At 62.4% G+C, this 22115-nt stretch carries 15 protein-coding genes; 7 read left to right on the top strand and 8 right to left on the bottom strand.

The features are described from left to right. Positions 1–48: 48 nt before the first annotated feature. Positions 49–894, top strand: a complete 846-nt coding sequence (locus ACYAS9_RS04125) for an alpha/beta fold hydrolase (protein ID WP_463567049.1) — start codon at positions 49–51, stop codon at positions 892–894. On the opposite strand, the gene ACYAS9_RS04120 is transcribed toward ACYAS9_RS04125, so the two are convergent. The 3 genes from ACYAS9_RS04120 to ACYAS9_RS04110 all read right to left on the bottom strand — a co-directional run bounded on the left by ACYAS9_RS04120 (position 857) and on the right by ACYAS9_RS04110 (position 6305). Then, positions 857–3259 (bottom strand): DUF3772 domain-containing protein, encoded by a 2403-nt coding sequence (locus ACYAS9_RS04120; protein WP_463567048.1) that lies wholly within the window; start codon positions 3257–3259, stop codon positions 857–859. The genes ACYAS9_RS04125 and ACYAS9_RS04120 overlap by 38 nt on opposite strands. 95 nt (positions 3260–3354) lie before the next feature. Next, the gene (locus ACYAS9_RS04115; RefSeq protein ID WP_463567047.1) at positions 3355–5406 is read right to left on the bottom strand and encodes a hybrid sensor histidine kinase/response regulator; all 2052 of its coding nucleotides are present in this window, start codon (positions 5404–5406) and stop codon (positions 3355–3357) included. A gap of 176 nt (positions 5407–5582) precedes the next feature. After that, positions 5583–6305 carry a pirin family protein gene (locus ACYAS9_RS04110; protein WP_463567046.1) on the bottom strand — a complete coding sequence of 241 codons (723 nt, stop codon included), beginning with the start codon at positions 6303–6305 and terminating at the stop codon, positions 5583–5585. A 207-nt stretch (positions 6306–6512) separates the two neighbouring features. Here ACYAS9_RS04110 and ACYAS9_RS04105 point away from each other — a divergent pair, with 207 nt between their 5' ends. From ACYAS9_RS04105 to ACYAS9_RS04090, 4 genes are all read left to right on the top strand, one after another. After that, positions 6513–7463 carry a GlxA family transcriptional regulator gene (locus ACYAS9_RS04105; protein ID WP_463567045.1) on the top strand — a complete coding sequence of 317 codons (951 nt, stop codon included), beginning with the start codon at positions 6513–6515 and terminating at the stop codon, positions 7461–7463. A gap of 124 nt (positions 7464–7587) precedes the next feature. Then, complete coding sequence (locus ACYAS9_RS04100; protein WP_463567044.1) at positions 7588–8907, top strand: AAA family ATPase; 1320 nt, start codon at positions 7588–7590, stop codon at positions 8905–8907. Next, on the top strand, positions 8904–9563 hold the full coding sequence (locus tag ACYAS9_RS04095) for a hypothetical protein (protein WP_463567043.1): 660 nt from the start codon (positions 8904–8906) through the stop codon (positions 9561–9563). Before ACYAS9_RS04100 ends, ACYAS9_RS04095 begins: the two co-directional genes overlap by 4 nt. A 149-nt stretch (positions 9564–9712) precedes the next feature. Next, on the top strand, positions 9713–11104 hold the full coding sequence (locus ACYAS9_RS04090) for an ATP-binding protein (protein WP_463567042.1): 1392 nt from the start codon (positions 9713–9715) through the stop codon (positions 11102–11104). Here ACYAS9_RS04090 and ACYAS9_RS04085 read toward each other — a convergent pair. The 4 genes from ACYAS9_RS04085 to ACYAS9_RS04070 all read right to left on the bottom strand — a co-directional run bounded on the left by ACYAS9_RS04085 (position 11021) and on the right by ACYAS9_RS04070 (position 17078). Continuing rightward, the gene (locus ACYAS9_RS04085; RefSeq protein ID WP_463567041.1) at positions 11021–13852 is read right to left on the bottom strand and encodes an ATP-binding protein; all 2832 of its coding nucleotides are present in this window, start codon (positions 13850–13852) and stop codon (positions 11021–11023) included. The two genes, ACYAS9_RS04090 and ACYAS9_RS04085, sit on opposite strands and share 84 nt — an antisense overlap. Positions 13853–13888: 36 nt before the next feature. After that, positions 13889–14344, bottom strand: coding sequence for a helix-turn-helix domain-containing protein (locus ACYAS9_RS04080; RefSeq protein WP_463567040.1), 456 nt, complete (start codon positions 14342–14344; stop codon positions 13889–13891). A 207-nt stretch (positions 14345–14551) separates the two neighbouring features. Further along, the gene (locus ACYAS9_RS04075; protein ID WP_463567039.1) at positions 14552–15982 is read right to left on the bottom strand and encodes a mechanosensitive ion channel domain-containing protein; all 1431 of its coding nucleotides are present in this window, start codon (positions 15980–15982) and stop codon (positions 14552–14554) included. Between the two features lie 76 nt (positions 15983–16058). Continuing rightward, positions 16059–17078, bottom strand: a complete 1020-nt coding sequence (locus ACYAS9_RS04070; protein WP_463567038.1) for an alpha/beta hydrolase — start codon at positions 17076–17078, stop codon at positions 16059–16061. 148 nt (positions 17079–17226) lie between these two features. Here ACYAS9_RS04070 and ACYAS9_RS04065 point away from each other — a divergent pair, with 148 nt between their 5' ends. After that, positions 17227–18126 (top strand): LysR family transcriptional regulator, encoded by a 900-nt coding sequence (locus ACYAS9_RS04065; RefSeq protein ID WP_463567037.1) that lies wholly within the window; start codon positions 17227–17229, stop codon positions 18124–18126. Between the two features lie 8 nt (positions 18127–18134). Here ACYAS9_RS04065 and ACYAS9_RS04060 read toward each other — a convergent pair whose 3' ends face one another. Then, positions 18135–19370, bottom strand: a complete 1236-nt coding sequence (locus tag ACYAS9_RS04060; RefSeq protein ID WP_463567036.1) for an OprD family outer membrane porin — start codon at positions 19368–19370, stop codon at positions 18135–18137. 194 nt (positions 19371–19564) lie between these two features. Between ACYAS9_RS04060 and ACYAS9_RS04055 the strand changes: the two genes are divergently transcribed. Continuing rightward, positions 19565–21838, top strand: a complete 2274-nt coding sequence (locus tag ACYAS9_RS04055) for a molybdopterin guanine dinucleotide-containing S/N-oxide reductase (RefSeq protein WP_463567035.1) — start codon at positions 19565–19567, stop codon at positions 21836–21838. Positions 21839–22115: the final 277 nt, after the last annotated feature.

Here is a 22115-nt window from a genome sequence, read left to right as displayed (position 1 = left end):
GGCCATCATATCGTCGAATAGCTAAATGACAATATGAGGTTGAGCGCGATGCTGGATTTGCCGAACACCACAATCATCGAAGGCAACGCTGTTCGTTGGGGGAAAGCGGGTAATGGCCCTGCGTTGGTGGCCATCCACGGCACTCCCTTTTCTTCTCAGGTCTGGCGCAAGGTGGTGCCGTATCTGATCGACCGCCGGACTGTCTACTATTTCGATCTGGTCGGTTACGGGCAGTCCGAACAGCGCGCCGGTCAGGACGTGTCGCTGGCGGTGCAGAACAGAGTGCTTCACGCACTTTTTCAGGAATGGGGCCTTGAGCGCCCCGATGTGCTGGCGCATGACTTTGGTGGGGCGACGGCCCTGCGCGGCTATTACCTGAACGGTTTGCGCTATGCCTCGCTGACGATTTTCGATGCGGTGGCGCTGGCGCCCTGGGGTTCACCCTTCGTGCAGCACGTGCGCCAGCATGAGCAGGCGTTCGCGGGCATGCCCGATTACATGCATCGCGCACTCTTGAAAGCCTACCTGCAATCGGCGGCGCATCAGCCGCTGTCCGAACAGGCCATGGACATCTACAGCGCGCCCTTGACCGGGCCGGTGGGGCAACCCGCCTTCTACCGGCAGATCGCCCAGATGGACCAGGTGTATACCGATGAAATCGAGGGCCTGTACGGCCGGCTCGACTGCCCGGTGACTGTGCTGTGGGGACGCCATGATGAATGGATCCCCTATGCAAAGGGCGAGGCGCTGGCCGGGCTGATTTCCGGCCAGCCATGCATGGCTGTCGAAAACGCCGGCCATCTGGTTCAGGAGGATTGCCCCGAAGCGATTGTGGCAGCGGTGTTGAAGACGATTGTTACTCTTGCGGCCGCGTCTTCTCGGGCAGTTCGTTAATCAGCACCATGCTTTGCGGCGATGACAGGGCGATACCCACGTCACGCAGGCGGCCCAGAACGGTGAACAGCAGATCACTTCGGGCTCCGCCAACCGAACGCGGGCTGTTGACGTAGCCGCTGGCGCTGATGATCACGCCTGTGTTGGTCAGGTCCTTGAACGATACCGACGGCGCCGGTGTGTCGAGTATGGCTTCATGCTCGGTGAAGGCTTGCAGCAGCAGTTCGCGGATCTGCAGCACATCGGTGTCCAGCGGCAAGGTCAGGGTGATGCCGACCACCCCCAGCGCATTGCCCATGGTCACGTTGCGTACGTTCTGGGTGATGAACTGCGAGTTCGGCACGATCACGGTCGAGCGGTCCGACATCTGGATTTCCGTGGCACGCACATTGATGCGGCGGATATCACCTTCGACACCCGCCAGGCTGACCCAGTCGCCGACCTTGACCGGGCGCTCCGTGAGCAGGATCAGGCCGGAGATAAAGTTCTGCACAATCGCTTGCAGGCCGAAGCCGATACCCACCGACAGGGCACTGACGACCCACGTCAGGTTGGTCAGGCTGATATGCAGGGTCGACATCACCGTGGCCGCGACCACGATAAAGCCGATGTAGCCGACCAGCGTCACCAGGGAGGCGCGCATGCCGGCGTCCATGTTGGTTTCCGGTAGAAGCCGTTCACCCAGCCAGTCTTTGACGACGCGAACGCCCAGCAGACCAACGACCAAAAGCACCAGGGCCAGCAAGATATCGGCGGGTACGATGTTCAGACCGCCCAATGGGCGGTTGCTGATATCCAGTTGGGTAAAGCTTTCCAGAATGTCGCCGGGGCTGGAACCGGACGGCAGCAGGGCAAGCAGTATCGCGGTGAACAGCAACAGGGTGCGTCCGATGCCTGCAAGCACCGTGCTTGCCTGAGCCTGATGCCGGGTCGACAAGCCCATGGCGGAGCCAAACGCCAATCCGCCGGGTTGATTGGGCGAGAGCAGGGTTTCGCAAAGATCGCCAAAGCAGGCGATCAGCAGATAGGCGGTGGCGGCGACCACACTCATCCACATCAGTTTTACGGCAAGGAAGTAGGCCAGCGTCAGGTAGCCGCTCAACAACGCGATGAGGCTCAGGCCTACCCAGACGGCAACCACGAAGGGAATCAGCCCGGCAAAGCCTGGAAGACGCGGCAACTCGAATTTACGGCGGGTCCGGCGGTAGCGCAGCAGGGCGAAGAAGAACACCAGCGACACAGCCAGTGCGGTCAGGCCATTGACGGCGACGGTCAGGGCCAGGCTGCTGGCGATCACACTGTTGATGCGTTCCTGCGTGCCGATGATCATCAGCACCAGTGCCAGCAACACCGGGAAGCGGCCCATGGCCGTGGCAATTTCGTCGGGGATTTGCGGCAGGCGCCAGGACGGATTAGAGAGCATCAGCAACGCCCGGCCCAGCCCGACAATGAAGGCGCTGAACAGCACCAGCGTCTGCAACTGGTCGAGCAGGTTAAGCACGTCTTCACTGGGCACCGCGTTGCGCACCAGCCCCCAGCGCAGCAGGGACGTGGCCGCGCTGATGGTCAGGATGGTCGCCAGGCCCACCGCCAGCGCCAGGGCACTTCGACGCAGCCGGCCCTCGGGCACCCGGTTCATCATCAGCCACACCAGAAGCTGCTCCAGCAAGCGCCGGCCAACCACCCATATCACCAGTGCACTCAAAAATACGATGATGAAAACAGTGCGATTTTCCGCTGACAGTGCCGTATCGACGACGCTACCGACTTCTTTGAAAAGACTGCGCAAACGCCCCAGATCGTCGTCGGTCGGACGAATCATCTCGGTCCAGAAGGTTGCACTGAGCGGGCTCGCAGAGCGCGTGCTGATCTGGGAGTCGAAAAGGCTGCGGCGCAGGCTGGAGATCTGCACGGCCAGATCCCGGGCCGACTGGCTCAAGGTGCTGGTCTGGCGCTCGTCGCTGGCCAAGGCGTTTTTTTGCGCCGTCAGCGCTTTACGCTGGCTGCTCAGGCTCGGCGCCTCGTCAGGCTGTACAGGCCCCAGAATGTTGAGCTGCTCATCCAGATGATCGATGTCTGCGGCTTGCCGGGAGACCAGGTTGTCAGACTGTTTCTGCACCTGTAATGCCGCCTGGCGCAAGCTGGCGAGCAAGTCATCGTTGGCGTTGACTGAAACCCTTTGCCGGATCAGATCCAGTTGCTCACTCAACTCATCCAGGCTCGCGCCGTCGACTATGACCGGTAGCGTGCTAGGGCTGACGGTCTGGGCCGCAGGTTTTGCCTGGGCAACGGCGGGCACGACGACGCTTAGCAGCATCAGCGCGAGCAGTGCCGTGAAAAAGCGATTCAGCATGACTTGCTGCATTCTCGGTTCTCTTTTGATAACGGTTCGACAACCACCGGCATGCAGTGGCGTCGGCATTAATGATCAATGAATGGAAATTGGCGATTTCTGTCCGGTCAGGCTTTGAGCAACGCATTCACCTGTGAAGCCAGCGCCTCCAGGGCAAACGGCTTGGTCAGCACCGCCGTACAAGGCTCCAGATAATCATGGTCCAGTACATTGGCCTCTGCGTAGCCGGTGATAAACAGCACCGGCAAGCCAGGCCGGCAACGTCGTCCTTTGTCGGCCATCTGCCGGCCATTCAATCCGCCAGGCAGGCCGACATCCGAAACCAGCACATCGATAGACACCGCAGACTCCAGGATTTGCAGCCCGGTCCTGCTGTCGGCAGCTTGCAGAACGGTGTAGCCGAGGTGGTTCAGCACGTCACTGACCAGCAGGCGCACGGAGGGTTCATCGTCGACCACCAGGACCGTCTTGCCTGAAACGACCGGCGCGCAATCTGGCAAAGAAGGCGCCACGCAGGGTTCGACCGGCTCATGCAGATGACGCGGCAAGTAAACGTCAACCCGCGTTCCCTGGCCCTCAGTCGAATGAATCTGCACATCGCCGCCAGACTGGCGCGCGAACCCGTAAACCATGGACAGGCCCAGCCCGGTGCCGGCGCCTACGGGTTTGGTGGTGAAGAAAGGCTCGAACGCCTTGGAGATGGTCTCGGCAGACATGCCCATGCCAGAGTCCGACACCGAAACCACCAGGTATTTGCCATGTGCAATCGTGTGATCCAGGCCTGTGTCTTCGGTCACCCGCGTGTTCAGCGTGTCGATGCAGATCTTGCCGCCCTCGGGCATGGCATCGCGCGAGTTGATGCACAGGTTGAGCAGTGCGCTTTCCAGTTGCGCAGGATCGATCAAGGCGGTCCAGAGTTCGGGCTCAAGCTGTATCTCGACTTCGATGGACGGCCCGACCGAGCGGCTGACCAGTTCCCGCATACCGTTGACCAGCGCGTTGACATCGGTGGGCACCGAGGCCAGCGTCTGGCGTCGGGAGAACGCCAGTAAACGGTGAGTGAGTGCGGCGGCGCGTTGCGTTGCACCTTGTGCGATGGCCAGATAGCGCTTCACGTCGCTCAAGCGTCCTTGCTCAAGACGCGAGCTGATCAACTCATGGCTGCCGCTGATACCGGCCAGCAGGTTGTTGAAGTCGTGGGCAATGCCGCCGGTCAGTTGTCCGACCGCTTCCATCTTTTGCGACTGGCGCAGCGCGGCTTCGGCGACTTCGCGCTCGGCGATGGCGGCGGCCACCCGGTCTTCCAGCGTGAGGTTGAGCTCCAGCAGCGCCCGCTCGGCCTTCTTGCGGTCGGTGACATCGACCGAGGAACCGATCAGGCCGATGACCTCGCCTGCGGCGTTGAGCAGCGGCGCCTTGAGAGACAGCCAGGTCGCCTCGGAGCCATCCGGCATATCGACCTGCTCTTCGAACTGCACCGCCTTGCCGCCGTGCATGACGCGCTGATCGTTGTCCATGATCTGGCGAGCCTGGCGTTCATCGGCGAGAAACTCAAGGTCGGTCTTGCCCAGGTAGAACGAAGGCGGTTTGCCGATCAGGTCAGTGGTCCCCTGATTGGCCACCAGCATCCGGCCCTCCAGGTCCTTGGCATAAACCACACCGGGCACCGCGGCGGTAAAGGTGCGCAGCAGCACCGCCATCCGGTCGCGTTCGGCTTCCGCGACCCGGCGTGACTCGATGTCCATCAGCACACCGGGAAAGCGCACGGCACGCCCTTGAGCATCCAGTTCGGCGCGGCCGTTGGCTTCGATCCAGCGGTAAACACCATCGATTTGACGGACCCGATACTCGCACCGATAAGGGCCGCCGCGTGCCATGGCTTCGGCGACGGCGGCTTCGACCCGCTCCCGGTCGTCGGGATGAATGGACTCGGTCACTTGATCGATGGCCAGCCCATCCCGGCACAATTGCTCGGGCAACCCGAAAGACCGCGCAAAGCGTTCATCGGCGACAAAGTGATCGGCGGGGATATCCCACACCCAGGTCCCGACAATCGCCCCGGCCTCCAGCGCCAGTTGCAGTCGCTCCGTTGCATCGCCGGATGACAATGACAGCGGGCCTGAGGGCGCAGAAGGGGGCTGGTCTGGGGGAGCTTTCATAGAGGCATCGACTGGTTAAGAGCTGGCCGACCCTGAAACATTCATGTGTCAGGGTGTCGAATAATGGCTGTATAGCTCCTTCAGTTCAAGCGGCTGCCCCTAAACAAAAAAGCCACAAGCCAGCGCATCCCTCATGCGTGTACTTGTGGCTTGCCGCTTATTGCCTGCAACGGCTTTCAAGGACGTTGTGGCCGCTCTTGTGGACGAAGATCAAACACCAGCACCTCGGCATCCACGCCCTGGCTCAGTTGCAGGCGTTGCTCATTGCGCACTTTCACACCATCGCCTGCGCCCAGAGCCTGACCGTTCAGCACCACACTGCCGCGGGCCACATGCACGTAGGCGTAGCGGTCGGCGTCGAGCGTCAGTTCGGCAGACTCATCGCCGTCGAACAACCCGGCATACACCCTGGCGTCCTGGCGCACCTGCAACGCGCCGTCCTGACCGTCGGGGGCGATGATCAGTTTCAGGCGGCCGCGTTTGTCTTCGGCGCTGAAGTGCTGTTGCTGGTAGTTCGGGGTGGCGCCGCCGACGTTGGGCACGATCCAGATTTGCAGGAAGTGCACGCCTTCTTCATGCGAGTGGTTGAACTCGCTGTGCGCCACGCCGCTGCCGGCACTCATCAGTTGCACGTCACCGGGGCGGATCACCGAGCCGGTGCCCAGCGTGTCCTTGTGTTCCAGCGCGCCTTCGAGCACATAGGAGAAAATCTCCATGTCGCGGTGCGGGTGCTGGCCAAAGCCTTTGCCGGCCTGCACGCGGTCGTCGTTGATCACCAGCAGGTCGGAGAAACCCATTTCCTGCGGGTTGTGGTAGCTGGCGAAAGAAAAGGTGTGGTGCGAGTTCAGCCAGCCATGGTCGGCGGCGCCACGTTCGGAAGCTTTGCGAAGAGTGATCATGGTGGTTCTCCATTCGGTTTCGACCCTGTGCATTCAGGTGTCGAGCAAGTGAGAACAAGGTTATCGCGTTAACACTGTCGCAATAAGTAGCTCAATCATGAATGACTGTCTCTTTGAAGTTGACAGTTGTGTGGCAGGTTGCTGGCGGGTATAACAGCCTCACCCTTTCAAATAGCAAGTGTGCTTTCCCATGCGTAAAGACCCAGCATGAAAACCGTGGCCATGTTGCTGTTTCCCGACCTGTTGCTGCTGGACATGTCCGGGCCGCTGGAGGTGTTCTCCATCGCCAACCGTTATCTGCCGCCCGAGGCGCAGTACCGGATCATCACCATCGGCTCCGAGCCTGGCTTGTTGCGCGCCTCCAACGGCGTGGCGGTGCAGGCCGATATCACCCTGGAACAGGCTACCGAGGCTTATGACCTGGTGTTGATCCCCGGCGGGCCAGGTGCCTACGACGGCGCCATGCCAGACGTACAGCGCTGGCTGCGTGAAGCGGTGCCGCGCGCCCATTGCTATGGCTCGATCTGCACCGGCGCTTTCATTCTTGGCGAAGCGGGCCTGCTCGACGGCTTTCGGGTCACCACGCACTGGCATTACACCGAGCGGCTGATCAAGCGCTGCCCCAAGGCATTGGTGGAAACCGACCAGATCTTCATTCAGGACGGCAACCTGCTGACCTCTGGCGGGGTCACGGCCGGTATCGACCTGGCGCTGGCGGTGGTGGCCAGCGATCACAGCAAGAAAATCGCCCAGGATGTGGCCAAGGTGTTGCTGGTGGTCATGAAGCGCCAGGGCGGCCAGGCGCAGTTCAGCCCCTTGATGGCGGCAGTAGCACCGCAGGAAAGCGCGGTGACGCGGGTGCAGAACCATGTGCTGGAGCATCTGGACGATCCGCTCACGGTCGAACGCATGGCCGCGCTGGCGAACATGAGCGCCCGGCATTTCTCGCGGCTGTTCATGCGTGAAGTGCAGATAACGCCCATGGAGTTTGTGCAAAACGCCCGCATCGACCGCGCCCGCAGCCTGCTCGAAACCACCGAGTTGCCGCTCAAGACCATTGCTTATAAAAGCGGCTTTGGCAGCGTGCGGCACATGCGCTTTCTATTCACGGCACGGCTGGGGCTGACGCCTGTGCAGTACCGTGAGCAGTTCAGTTGAGCAGTTGAAGGGCTAACGAGGTAACATCACCAGGCTGAAAAATGGCTTGCTCCTGCGAAATCCCGACTGTGAAGTTGGAACAGCCAGGCCTGCGCAGTCAAAACGTTCCGGACGGGAAAAACCAATGCTCAAGTCGCTTCATCTTAAAAATGTCGGCCCTGCGCCTGAGATGCGGATGGAGCTTGCGCCACGGCTTAACTTGATCACGGGCGACAATGGGCTTGGCAAAAGTTTCTTGATCGATGTCGCCTGGTGGGCACTCACTCGAAAATGGCCTCAGGATCTCAACTCGAACCTGACGTCGGGTTATGGCGCACGTCCCACGGACATCACCCGAAAATCGACCATCGAGTTTCAGCTCGAGAGCAAGACCGGGCATGTCGATTACGCCAGTACGTATGCCCCCAAGGACCAGTCCTGGGTCGGTAAGGCCGGACGTCCCTGGAATCCCGGGCTGGTTGTCTATGCGTTGGCCGACGGCGGGTTTGCCGTTTGGGACCCTGCTCGCAACTATTGGAAAAAGAAAGGTAACGTCGACATTCAGGACCGGGTGCCGGCCTATGTCTTCAGTTCCAAAGATGTCTGGGACGGTTTGCGTATACCGATTGACGACAAACTTACGCAAGTGAGCAACGGTCTGGTTGCCGACTGGGCTTCCTGGATACGCGAGCGAGGCGAAGACGCCAGGCGAATGGCTGCAGTACTTGAGGTATTGGCGCCTTCCAGCGGTGCTGACAGCTTGAAACCCGGAGAAAGTTTTGCGCGGCTGTCGCTTGATGATGCACGCGATATTCCAACCATCCGCATGGGCTACGGTCGGGATGTTCCCATCCTGTATGCATCCCTGGGTGTTCGTCGCATTACTGCGCTGGCTTACATGCTGTCTTGGGCCTGGCGTGAGCACCTGGTGGCTTCGGCTCAACTTGGCCAGGATCCGTCATCGCGTATCGTATTGCTGTTTGACGAAATCGAGGCTCATCTTCATCCGCGCTGGCAACGTGCAGTTATTCCGGCGTTACTTAAAGTCATGCAGACACTGACCAATGACAAGGATGCCAGGGTCCAGTTGATTGCGGCCACGCATTCGCCCTTGGCACTGGCTTCTGTAGAGCCGCTTTTCGATTCTGAGCAGGACGCCTGGTTTGATATCGACTTTGAGGACAGCGAAGTCATTTTGCGCAACCGTCCCTTTGTCCGCAAAGGGGAAGTCGGGAACTGGTTGACCAGTGAAGCTTTCGATCTTGGGGAGCCTCGTTCTATTGAGGCTGAGGTCGCGATGCGCGAGGCGCTTGTGCTGTGCAAGCAGGCAGTGCCTGCGCCCGATGATATCGAGCATGTGGACAGTCTGCTTCGGGCTGCGCTGGGGGACACTGATCGTTTCTGGGTTCGATGGACAGCATTCAGAGAGTCTCTTGATGCCGGCAATAGAGCGAAGAAAAAGTGATTCCGGTCGCCAAGGCTCGAAAACCCCAGACCTTTGATGAAAAGGTTTCCCGGCCAGGGTTGCGGGCCATTGCTGAAATGGTCGGCAAGCTGCCAATTCATCCTCGCAAGGCGGGCAAGCCATTCAATAAAATTGCCAATCGAGAGCGCGATATCCCGGCAGAAAAGTTTCCTGCCTATTGGACTGATGTACTGGACGAGATGATGAGCGCCTATCAGCAGCTCTGTGCTTATTCCTGCTTTCGCATTCATCCTGTAACGGGAGCGCGCTCTGCCGATCACTTTGCACCCAAATCGCAACATTGGCGCGAAGTCTATAAATGGCTGAATTACAGGCTGTGCTGCAGCCGGATGAATGCGCGCAAGAGTGATCTGGTAGGCGTGTTAGACCCCTTCAAGGTTCAGCAAGGCTGGTTTCAACTTGAGCTTGTAGGCTTTCAGGTTATCCCTGATCACCGCTTGCCCGCTTATGAGGTTGAACAGGTCCAGAGTACAATCGATACCCTGAAACTGAACGACTTCCGACGCGAGCGTGAGCAAGATGCCGAGCGTTACTGGGACAATGACTACTCGTTCAGGATTCTGAAGCTGGAGTCACCCTTTGTAGCCTATGAGCTTCATCGCCAGGGCCGATTGAATGCGGGTGACGCCTGGTAACCCCCGGTGTCCGTATTGCGCACCGCATTGACCGTATCGCGTCCCCCGCCACGGTTGTTTCGACACCCGTGGCTGCGAAGATAAACACTCTTCTTTCTTGAAAGTCATGCGCTGACCGGGCAACCCCCGCGCAGGGCGTGGGGGTGTGGATGAACGGACTGGTCAATACCTTCGCAGAACGGGTGCTGCTGTTCGGGCCTTATGCCTTTCATGTGCGCCAGCGTCAGGTGTTGCGCAACGGGCGTGCGGTGCCGATGGGTGGGCGGGCGCTGGACATTCTTCAGGTGCTGGTCGAGCGTGCCGGGTCCGTGGTCAGCAAGGAGCAGGTGATCGAGCAGGTCTGGCCGGATTCGGTGGTCGAGGCGGTCAACCTGCGGGTACACATCGCCGCCTTGCGCCGTGCCCTGGGTGACGGGCGCGACGGGCAGCGTTATATCGCCACGGTCACGCACCGTGGCTACAGCTTTGTGGCCGAGGTCACGCAAGCGCCGCGTGTGGCCGGCCCGACAGTTGAAGGGGTGGTCACCCGGCATAACCTGCCGGCAGCGGTGACGCCTTTGATCGGTCGGGACGAGGCGGTGGCCGGGTTGGTGCAACGCTTTTCGACGCAGCGTTTCGTGACCTTGATGGGGCCGGCCGGGGTTGGCAAAACCCGGTTGGCCTGCCGGGTCGCCGAATGCTTGAGCGGGCAATACCGCGACGGTGTCTGGCTGGTCGATTGCAGCAGCGGTGATCCACGGCAGGTGCTGCAAACGCTGTTATCGCTCTTGCAACTGTCAGCGGATGGCCAGCCGCCCCTGGAGGTATTGCGTCAGGCGCTGGCCGGGCGCCAGTGTTTGCTGTTGATCGACAGCGCCGAATGCCTGCCGCAGGCCTGTCGTCAGTGGATCGAGCAGTTAATGGACGCCGCGCCGCAACTGGCGGTGCTGGCCACCAGTCGCCAGCCGTTGTATGCCCGCGGTGAATGGCTGCAACGGCTGCCGGGCCTTGCGCTGCCTTCACGCGCGCAAATGCGTGATCCTCGCCAGGGCATGGCGTGTGCGGCGGTGCAGTTATGGATCAGCTGTGCCCGGGCGTGTCAGCAGGACTATGTGCTGCGCGAACAGGACCTGCCGGCGGTGAGCGAAATCTGCCGGCAGCTCGACGGCCTGCCACTGGCCATCGAACTGCTTGCGGCGCAACTGGAGGTGTTTGCCGTGCAGGGCTTGCAGGCGCAACTGGGCAATAGCCAATGGTTGCTGAACCTGACCCGGCGCACGGCGGTGGCGCGGCATCAATCGCTGGCGGCGGCACTGGACTGGCGCCATGCGCGTTTGAGCGAACAGGAATGCAACCTGTTGCGGCGCCTGGCGATCTTTGCGCTGGATTTCTCGCTGGAAGCGGCAGCCCGTGTGGTGTGTGATCGCGACTATGCCATCGACAGGCTGCGCAATGATGTGCGCCGCCTGGAAGACAAGTCACTGCTGGTCGCGGTGTTCAGTGCCGGCGAGGCGCGCTACCGGTTGTTCAATACCGTGCGCTTGCACGGCCAGAGCCAATAACTGTTCAGCCTCAAGCACATCCGGGGTCTGGCTGCCTGGCTCGAACCTTTCCAGTAAAGGCACCAATAACTCGCGGCTGCGCTCAGGCCGCCAGCTTGCCAGGCGTACCGCGCTGCGCAGTTCCCACGCCAGCGCGCCTTGTTCACGGGCCACAGCCAGTGCCTGACACAGTAGTTTTTCAGCCGCGTCCAGGTCTTGGCCGTCGCCCGAAGCCTGCAGGTTTTGCGCCCGGCAGCGCAGGATTTCGGCGCAGCACCAGCCCGCTTCGCCCTGTTGTGCGCGCTCCAGTTGAGACGGGTCGATCTCGCTGTCGCGCAGGGTCAGCAACATATCGCTGAGCAGTCCGGTCGCCGGCCCTGACGGTTCGTTCGGCAGGTTGAGCAGTCGCGCGTAGTGGCGGCCCCAGGTGTGGAACAGCAGCACCCCGTGTTTGTGCGTCTGGGCCAGCAGTTGGACGACCCGCTCGCGAGCCAGCGCCATATTTCCCGACCACAGCGCGATGGGACAACCGGCCAGCGCCAGGGTGTAGCAGATCGACAGGCCGTGATCGATCTGCACGGCAATGTCCAGCGCCTGCCGGGCTACACGTTCGGCCTGCAGCGGCTGGCCCTGGAGCCAGAGGGCGCGCGCCAGAATGGTGAGGGTGGCCACACTTTGCTCGTACTGAATGCCGAAACCACGGCTGAAGCGGTTGTGCTGGCCGCTTTGGGCCAGGCGCTGCAAGACGTTTTCGGCCTGTTGCCGGGCCTCGACCTGATGGCCTTCGTAGTGCAGCGTCAACAGGCGCAGACGATGGGCGCTGAGATTGACCTCCGGATCCAGGCCCAGGCCGAGGCGGTCGAACCGGCGGCTCTGCAGCCGCGCCGCCGGATAGTCGCCACGGCATAGATAGACCGTCATCTGCCCGGAGATCGCCCGCAACCGACCGGCTGCATCATCGACCTGTTCGGCCAGGCGCAGGGCGTCGATAAAGGCGTCCATGGTTTCCAGGGTCGGGCCACGGCTGTGATAGCTGAAGCTGCCCAGCGCCAGGCGCAACTGCATTTCCAGCACAGGGTTCTGATGCCCGGCATGCTGCAAACCCAGCAGCGCCTTGCGCACATACACGCCGTGCTCCTTGAGCCGCGACAGTTCCTGCCACAGCGGCGCCGAATGAGCCACCAGCGAAATGGCCAGTGCTTGCGGGCCTTCACCGTTCAGGCCCCAGTCGAGCACTTCGCGCACATCCTTGAGGCTGCGGGTATAGCGTTCCAGCCACTGCCGGGTCGGCAGTTGTTCCCAGTCTTCACGCGCTTGTTGCATCAGCGCCAGGCAATGCTCGGCGTGGCGCTTCAGGGTGGCCGGCAATTCGCCGTACTGGCGCAGTCTTTCCAGGGCGTAATGGCGGGTGGTGTCGAGCAGGCGATAGAACACCTGCTCATCGCCGGCCTCGACATTGAGCAACGACTTGGCGACCAGTTGGCTGATGGCGGTGTACAGCGCCGCGACCGGCATCGTCGCATCACCCGCCACGGCCAGCGCCGACTCCAGGGTGAAGCGGCTCTTGAACACCGACAGCCGGCTCAGGCAGCACTGCTCGTCGGGGGCGAGCAAGTGAAAGCTCCAGTCCAGCGTCGCCAGCAAGGTCTGGTGACGATCGGTGCTCTCGTGGCCTGCGCCGATCAACTGCGCCGGATTGTGCTGCAACTGGGCCTGCAAGTCGGACAGGCTGAGACTGGCCATTTGCGCAGCGGCCAGTTCGATGGCCAGCGGAATACCGTCCAGACGCCTGCAGATATCGCCGGCCATGGCCAGCGTCACGCGGTTGCTTTCGAACTGTTCCTGGCTGCTCATGGCGCGCTCGATGAACAGTTGCAGCGCCGGAAAATCCGCAGCGTGCAGTTCGACGTCCAGCTCGCGCGGCGGGCAGTCGAGGGCTTCGAGGCGCTGGATGAATTCGCCTTCGGCGCGCAGGCGCTCACGGCTGGTGGTCAGGATGCAGACCTGGGCAGCGCTGCGCAGTAGGCGTTCGCAGATCAGCGCCGTGGCATCGATCAGGTGCTCGCAATTGTCGATCACCAGCAGCAGGTGTTTGTCGCGCAGCCAGGTGCACAACTGGCCGAGCGGGTCGCCGTCGTCCGGCGCCAGGTCAAACAGCGCGGCCAGGTGCGCGGGCACCAGCAACGGGTCGCTGAGCGGCGCCAGTTCCAGCAGGCGGATACCGTCGCGGTAGTGGCCGATCAATTGCTCGGCCACGCGCAGCGCCACCGAAGTCTTGCCGATACCGCCGGGGCCGGTCAGGGTGATCAGGCGCTGGCTGTGCAGGGTTTGCACCAGGGCGTCGACCAGTGGCTGGCGGCCGATCATCCGCGCCCGGCGCAGTGGCAGGTTGTGGTCGGCGCGCAGTGGCGTCGCTTGTGTGTGTGGCGGCGCCTCCTGTTGCACGCGCGTCACCGGCGCCACCAGGCTGTAGCCGCGCTGCGCCACGGTGACGATGTAGCGCTGGCCGGTCTGGCCATCGCCGAGCGCCTTGCGCAAGGCGGCCATGTGTACCCGCAGGTTGCTGTCTTCGACCACGCTGGTCGGCCAGACCCGGCTCATCAACGTCTGGCGGCTGATCACTTCACCGGGTTGTTCAAGCAGCACCAGCAGAATATCCAGGGCGCGGCTGCCCAGGCGCAGCGGCTGGTCGGCATCCAGCACCAGGCGCTGTTCGGGGTAGATGCGGTAAGGGCCGAATTGCAGGGCCTGTTCGGGGATGGGCGTCAACGCCGGATTCCTGTCCTGGAAAAGAGATAACGGGGGTCAAATGGCAACGTGCATGTCGAGACCCTGATGCTTTTTGAGCGCATGGCCGCGCCAGGTCAAGGGCGTAATGCCTTCGCTGCGCGAGAAAATGTGGGAAAAGTGCGACTGGTCGCAAAAGCCGCATTCCTGGCTGATCTGGGTCAGGGTCATACCGGTGTGGGCGATCAGGCACTTGGCGCGCAGGATGCGTTGTTCACGAATCCATTCTTGCGGCGACAGGCCGGTGCTGCATTTGAACGCCCTGGAAAAATAGCTGCGCGACAAGGCGCAGGCGCGGGCCAGTTCGGTGACCTCAATGTTCTCGCCGAGATTGTCCAGAATCAATTGCTTGGCCCGCTTCTCACGCCAGGGTGTCAGACCACCGCTGGAGGCCGGCGCTGAATGTTCGCGGCTGTGTATGCGTTCACAGGTCTGGCAAGGGTGATGCGGCAACGGGCGGGAATTTTGAATCATGGCGAATGTCCTTTAATCTCGGGAAGGCTAATCCAGCCTTGAACAGGGCTTGCACGCTCCATCGGCAAAGGTCTGCACTGAGAAGGCCATTCTTGGGCTAGCAAGCAGGACTGACGAGTTAATCGTTGTTAATTTTGTTAAGGGCCGGTGATGGCGTTGTGCTTGCTGCACCGGCTGTGCAATGCCTGAGATAGAGCGGTCGCTGATTCAGCTACGGCGTTGCAACCAACCCAGAAAGCCGCCTTTCCTGACCGGTGCCGGTCGTGCCAGCAGCACGCCGTGGCTGTTGTTCTGGCGCACGGCCTGGAGTTTGTTGAAGGCACGAGTGACCTGTTTGCACTGCTCCAGCGAGGCGCGGGCGACCTCTTTGTCGATGCGGTAAATGATGCTGGAGGTCATCGCCGTGAAGCAGGCTTCGGACGGCGTGTCGGCGAGAATGCCTTGTTCGCCCATGATCTCGGTGGGGCCCATGCGCCCGGCTTCGATGCGCTGCTCACCGTCTTGCACCGCAGCGCTGACCACGCCTGTGCCGATCACGAACAGCGACTCGGACACCTCGTTGAGGTCCAGTACCACCTGTCCTGCGACAAACTGTTCGGCGGTCATCGACTCGGCCAGGCGGTCGCGCTCTTCCTCGCTCAGCGAGCGGAACACTTTCACCTCGTCGAGCAGGGCACGGGCCCGGGAAATCGGTGCGGCGTTGCCTTCGCTCTGGCGAATGATGCCGGCGGCTTCCAGGTGTCGGTGTGCCAAATCGAAGAGTTGATTGCGCACTTCACCCTTGCGCGACAGTTCGGCGATGAAGCCGCTGGCCACGTATTCGGCCATGCTTTCGCCGGACTCCTTGAGCACCACCTTGGGCGCCGGGGTCAGCAGCAGGCTGTCGCTGCCTTGCAGGGCACGGTTCAGGGCATCGAGCACCCGACGCGGGCGAATGTGCTTGGGCACCTGAATACTGATCGACACGCCGTGCATATTGCTGGGCCGGCTGAGGTTGACGATCTTGGCCTTGGCCGCCACCGAGTTGGGCACCACGGCGGTGGTGCCGGCGCTGGTCTGCAAATGCGTGGCGCGCCAGTCGATGTCCATGACCTTGCCTTCGACGCCGTCGATGCTGACCCAGTCATCGACCTGATACGGCTTGGTGGTGTTGAGCACGATGCCGCTGAAGACATCGCTCAGCGTGCTCTGCAACGCCAGACCGACGATGATCGCCACCGCGCCCGAAGTTGCCAGCAGGCCCTTGACCGGTAATTCCAGCACATAGCCGGCGGCCGCTACGGCGCAGATCAGAAAGATCAGCGCGCCAAACACGTCTTGCAGCAAGCGCCCGCTCTGGCCGATGCGGCGCATCAGCGCCAGGCCGATCAACACGGTCATGACCCGCGCCGCATACAGCCACCAGATGATCGCCAGTGCCGTGGCACCCAGTTGCATCACGCTGTCATCGCCCCAGGCCGGTGCCAGCAGCGGGCTGATGCCCGAGTTGATCAACAGGCTGCTGTAGGCCATGAACAGCGCCAGGCGCAGGGCGACCCGCGCCACGCGTAAGTGCAGCGGGATCAGGTACCAGCACGCGACGTCGACGAACAGGAGCACGGCGCTCCACAGCAGCGGGTGATTGAGCAACAGGGACATGATGGGGTTCTCCATGAACGGGCCGTATCGACAAAGGCCAGGCGGCGAAGTCACCGGCTGGCCTGGGCTGTTGCTATCAGTTGAGGTGGGTCTTGAGTTCTTCGGCCGCCTGGCGCAGCGCGGTGCGTACTTGCGGCACATGGCTGAGCGGGTTGAGCAGGCCGTAGTCGTGGATCATGCCGTTGTAGCGCACGCTGGTGACGGGCACGCCGGCGGCATCGAGCTTGCGGGCATAGGCTTCGCCTTCGTCGCGCAGCACATCGAACTCGGCGGTCTGCACCAGCGCCGGCGGCAGGCCGCGCAGTTGCTCGGCGGTGGCCTGCAACGGCGAGGCATGCACCTGCGCGCGCTCGGCCGGGTTGGTGGTGTAGTTGTCCCAGAACCACTTCATCATGTTGCGGGTCAGGAAATGGCCTTCGGCAAACTGGCCGTACGAGGCGTCATCGAACGTCGCGTCGGTCACCGGCCACAGCAGCAACTGGAAGCGCAGGGCCGGGGTTTTCTGTTCTTTGGCCATCAGCGCTACCACCGCCGCCATGTTGCCGCCGACGCTGTTGCCGGCCACCGCCAGGCGCTTGCCGTCGACGCCGATCTGCTTGCCGTTCTCGGCCACCCAACGGGTCGCGGCGTAGGCCTGGTTGATCGCGGTCGGGTACTGCGCTTCCGGCGACGGGGTGTAATCGACATACACCGCCACGGCACCGGAGCCGACCACCAGGTCGCGGATCAGTCGCTGGTGAGTGGCAAAGTCGCCCAGCACCCAGCCGCCGCCGTGGAAGAACATGAACACCGGCAGGTCACCCTTGACCTTGGCCGGGCGCACGATTTGCAGCTTGATGTCCTGGCCGTCGGCCTTGATGGTGCGCTGGCTGACCTCGATGCCTGACAGGTCGACCTTCACCGACGCCTGGGCACCTGTCAGCACCGCGCGGGCGTCCTTGGGGCTCAGTTGTTCCAGCGGCTTGCCGCCGCCTGCGGCCAGTGCTTCGAGAAACGCCTGGGTGTCTTGTTCGACGCCTGGGCTGCCGGCGGCGAAAGCGCTGTTGACGGACAGGGCGAGGAGGCTGGCGGCGAGGGTCTTCTGGATCAGGTTCATGGTCATTTCCTTACGCATTAATGGGGTAATAAAAAGTCGGTAGGGCTGCTGGCCTGTGGCCTCAGCTGCACCGTGGACACAGATTAATTTGATGCTGAAATGAGAAAAAGCGGTTATAAAGCGTTTAACTGTCAATCTGGACGAGACAATGAACCCGTTTGAAGACATGCGTATCTTTTGCCAGGTCATGGAGTCGGGCAGCTTTACCGCCGCTTCCGAGAAGCTTGGCCTGTCGAAGCAGTTCGTCAGCCGGCGCCTGATGCAGCTCGAAGAGCGCCTGGGCGTGCGCCTGCTCAACCGCTCGACGCGGCGCCTGGATGTCACGCCGCTGGGCCAGAGTTATTACGAATCGTCGTTGCGCCTGCTCAGTGAAGTGGAGCAGGTCGAGCAGGGCATTGCCGGGCAGAACAGCGAGCCGCGCGGCACCATCCGCGTCAGTGCGCCGCTGTCGTTTGCCATCGCGCACCTGGGGTGTCTGGTGCCGTTGTTCTTGCAGCGCCATCGCGAGGTGTCGATGGAAATCGACCTCAGCGACCGCCCGGTGGACCTGATCAGCGAAGGCTACGACCTGGTGTTGCGCATCGGCACGCTGGAAGACTCCTCCCTGGTGGCGCGGCGCATCGCGACCATCGAACGGGTGTACTGCGCCAGCCCCGTGTACCTGGCCGAGCGCGGCCATCCGGGCTGCCCGGAAGATTTGCTCGACCACGACTGCCTGCCCTACGGCCACAGCCGCCAGGTGCAATGGCGCTTTGAAGGGCCGGGCAAACCGACCACCCTCAACGTCACCGGGCGCATGCGCGTCAACAACGGCGACCTGCTGCGCGACGCGGCAATTGCGGCGCTGGGCATCACCTACCTGCCAACCTTTATCGTCGGTGCCGCGCTGCGTGCCGGCAGCCTGGTGCGCGTGCTCGACGACCTGCGCCCGGCGCCGCTGACCCTGTCGGCGGTGTACCCGCAGCATCGGCAGACCTCGCGGCCTGTGCAGGCCTTTATCGAATTCCTGCGCGAACGGCTCGAAGGCAGCATCGAAGCGGGGTTGTAAAAACACGGCTACCGCCCGGTGATGTCCCATGGGTACTGCACGATGATGTACACCCGGTCCAGGTCGTTATTGCCTTGGGCAGCATTGCCGCGATGGGTCACGTACGACAGTTCCAGCGACAGGTCTTTGGCGGGCCCGGACGGGGCGGTATAGGCCAGGGTCAGGTCGCGTTCCCAGTGCCTGCCTTCGCCATTTCGGGTCTGGATGCCGCTGCCGCGCACATAGCGGCCCATCATGCTCAAACCCGGCCACAGCGGGGCCAGGTCACGGTCGTAGCGCACTTGCCAGGACTGCTCGCCGGCGCCGTTGAAGTCGTTGTACTTGATCGAGTTGGCCAGATAGATCGAATCGCCGCCGACAAAATCGAACGGCGTCTCGCCATGCACTTTCTGATAACCCAGGCCGAAGGTCTGCAATTGATGGCGCAGCTTGAGCATCAGGCTGGATGCCGTGGTCGCAATCGCGCCGCCGCTGAAGCTGCTGTTCTCATGGCCGGTGCCCAGGGTGCGATACAGGTTGGCGTCCCACAACAATCGGGTGTCGCTGCCCAGCGAGTGCGTGCCGTGCAGGTTGGCGTAGTACTGGCGCCAGGTGTCGCTCAGTTCGCCGATGTACAGCGAGCCGTTGACGGGCACATCACGGCGGCTTTCGACGCCGGCCAGGCTGACGCTGTGGCCGGCGGTGCTGACCCCATAACCTTCGAAATCATCATGAGCGCTGGACTGGTCCTGGTTCTTGAACGCAGTGAAATGCCCGGCCACCAGACGCACGCCGGGCACTTCAAGGCTGTCGAGCAGCCAGCCGCTGGCGTATTCGGGTTGCAGGCGTTTATCGGCGGTGTCGAACACCGGGGTCTCGACTTCCATTTCGCCGACTTTCAACTGCGTCTCGCCCAGCCGCAGTTTCAGGGCCGCGCCCGCCGATGAGTATTCGGGTTCGGCGCGGCCGTTGCTGTCCAGTGGCAGCAACCCGGTGCCGGCCGTGCCTCGGCCGCTGTCCAGGCGCAGGCCGACAAAACCGTGCGCCTCGGCGCCGGCCCCGAACCAGCCTGGCGTGTAGCCCGAATCGAAGCGGCCAATAAAGCCCTGCGCCCATTCCTGTTTATAACCTTGCTCACGCACCCGGTCGTTGCGGTCATCGTTGTGTAGAAAGTAATTGCGCATCAGCACCGAGGCTTCGGCGGCGACAGCGTTGTGCGCCACAGTGCTCAAGGCCAGGCCGGAAAATAGAAGAAAACCACGCATGCCAGATCAGCCCCGCATCGAAAAGCCGACTATGACGTCTGGACTGCGCTATAGCTTGTAAGCCTGTGTCCAATGCTTTTAATGACCGATTTGCATATAAGGCTAGACTGAAAATCACTTTTGCTGATTTTTGCCTGCGTGCTACGGTCGCTGGCATTCGCTACCGCGCCAGATCCCTCGGGAGACATGAACTCATGAGCTTTACCTCACTGCATTGGGGCGCCTATCGACCGCAGGTGGTCGATGGCAAGTTACAGGGCATGCTGCCGGTGGAGTGGGACAAGGACCCGTCGCCGATCGGCGACTCGATTGCCGACGCCATCACCTCACCCAGCCGCATCCTGCGCCCGGCCGTACGCCGCAGCTTTCTGAATGGCGAGGGCCGCCCGGAGCGGCGCGGCCAGGAGCCGTTCGTCGAAGTGAGCTGGAAACAGGCGCTGGACCTGGTGACGGGCGAGCTGCAACGGGTGCGCCGCGATCATGGCAACCAGGCGATTTTCGGCGGCAGTTACGGCTGGGGCAGCGCCGGGCGTTTCCACCATGCGCAGAGCCAGCTGCACCGCTTCCTCAATTGCATTGGCGGCTATGTGTTCAGCACCGACAGTTACAGCCTCGGTGCGGGGCGGGTATTGATGCCGCACATCGTCGGCAACATGGACTGGCTGCTGGCGCGGCACACCTCGTGGAGCAACCTGGCCGAGCACTGCGAGCTGTTTATCGCGTTCGGCGGGCTGCCGCACAAGAACGCCCAGACCAGCCCCGGTGGCGCCAGCGATCACTTGCTCAGCGAGGCGCTGCACAACCTGTCGGCCGCCGGTGTCGAGTTCGTCAATGTCAGCCCGTTGCGCGACGATCTCACCGGGCCTGCGCACAACGAATGGCTGCCCATCCGCCCCGGCAGCGATACCGCGTTGATGCTGGCGCTGGCCTGGGTGCTGGTCAGCGAAAACCTGCACGACGAAACCTTTCTGGCGCGCTGCACGGTCGGCTTCGAGCGCTTTCGTCAGTACTTGCTGGGCGAACTCGACGGCCAGCCCAAGACCCCGCAATGGGCGGCGGCACTGACGGATATTCCGGCCGCACAGATCACCGAACTGGCGCGGCGCATGGGCCGCAAGCGCACCATGATCAACATCGCCTATTCGTTGCAGCGTTCGGTGCATGGCGAGCAGCCGTTCTGGATGACCGTGACCCTGGCCGCCTTGCTCGGCCAGATCGGCCTGCCCGGTGGCGGCTTCGGCCTGGGCTATGGCTGCATGAACAACACCGGCAGCGGGCGCAAGGCGTTTTCCGGGCCGCGCTTTTCCCAAGGCAGTAACCCGGTCAAGGATTTCATTCCGGTGGCGCGGGTCACCGACATGCTGCTCAACCCCGGCGCGCCCTTCGACTACAACGGCCAGCAGCGTCATTACCCGGACATTCGCCTGGTGTACTGGGCCGGCGGCAATATCTTTCACCACCATCAGGACCTCAACCGCCTGCTTGAGGCCTGGCAGAAGCCGCAGACCATTGTGGTGCATGAGCAATACTGGACCGCCCAGGCCAAGTACGCCGACATCGTCTTGCCGGCGACCACGGCGCTGGAGCGCAACGACATCGGCAGCGCGGCGTCCGACCGTTTCATGATTGCCATGCAACAGGTCATCGACCCGGTCGGCGAGTCGCGCGACGACTACGCGATTCTCGCCGCGCTGGCGCAGCGCCTGGGTGTGGAGCAGGCCTTTACCGAAGGCCGCGACAGCGATGCCTGGCTGCGCAACATCTACGAAGAATCTCGGGGCAGGGCGGGCGAGTTCGACATCCAGCTGCCCGACTACGAGCAGTTCTGGCGCGATGGTGTATTCGAAGTGCAGCGGCCGGTCAGCGATACCGTGTTGCTCAAAGAGTTTCGCGAAGACCCCGAGGCGCATCCGCTGACCACGCCGTCGGGGCGTATCGAGATTTTCTCCGAGCGCATTGCAGGCTTTGCCTATGCCGACTGTCCGGGGCATCCGGTGTGGCTCGACAAGCCGGCGCCGACCCATGCGCTGCACTTGCTCTCCAACCAGCCGCGCACCCGCCTGCACAGCCAGTACGACCATGGCGCCTACAGCCGCGCCTCGAAAATTCAGGGCCGCGAGCCGCTGACCCTTAATCCACTGGACGCCCAGGCCCGCGGTATCAGCGACGGTGATGTGGTCAAGGTGTTCAACGAGCGCGGGGCGTTTCTGGCCGGGGTGATTGTGTCGGACAGCATCCGTGCGGGTGTCGTGCAGATCGCCACTGGCGCCTGGTACGACCCGTTGGTGCATGGCCAGCAGGGCAGCCTGGAAAAGCACGGCAACCCCAATGTGATCACCGCCGACATCGGCGCCTCCAGCCTGTCGCAAGGCTGCTCGGCGCAGACTGCGTCGGTGGAGGTGGTCAAATGGCACGGCGAGCTGCCACCGGTCACCGCCTTCGAGCCGCCGTTGTTCGAGGCCCGGTGAGCGTGCCTGGGTCTGGCACGCAGGATCGGGTTGTGTGGGGTTGCTTTTGTGGTCTGTCAGAGAGGTTCCGACCCTCTTCGGGCCGGGTTACTTTGGTTCCACTGCGTCCGCGGCCAAAGTAACCAAAACCATTGCTCCTGGCTGGGCCCTTCGGGTTCCCTCCTTGCGGCGCCACTCCATCGGGCCGCGCCGATGGGCCGTCCCTGGCCCAGCGGCGCTGGCTCGGCATCCATGCCTCGCTCCCCGACTCCGTGTCGCCTCCACTCGGCCTTGCGCC

Source organism: Pseudomonas sp. HP_08 (assembly GCF_055284095.1).
The sequence above is the reverse complement of the archived record's forward strand: the minus strand, read 5'-3'. Positions and strand labels throughout refer to the sequence as shown.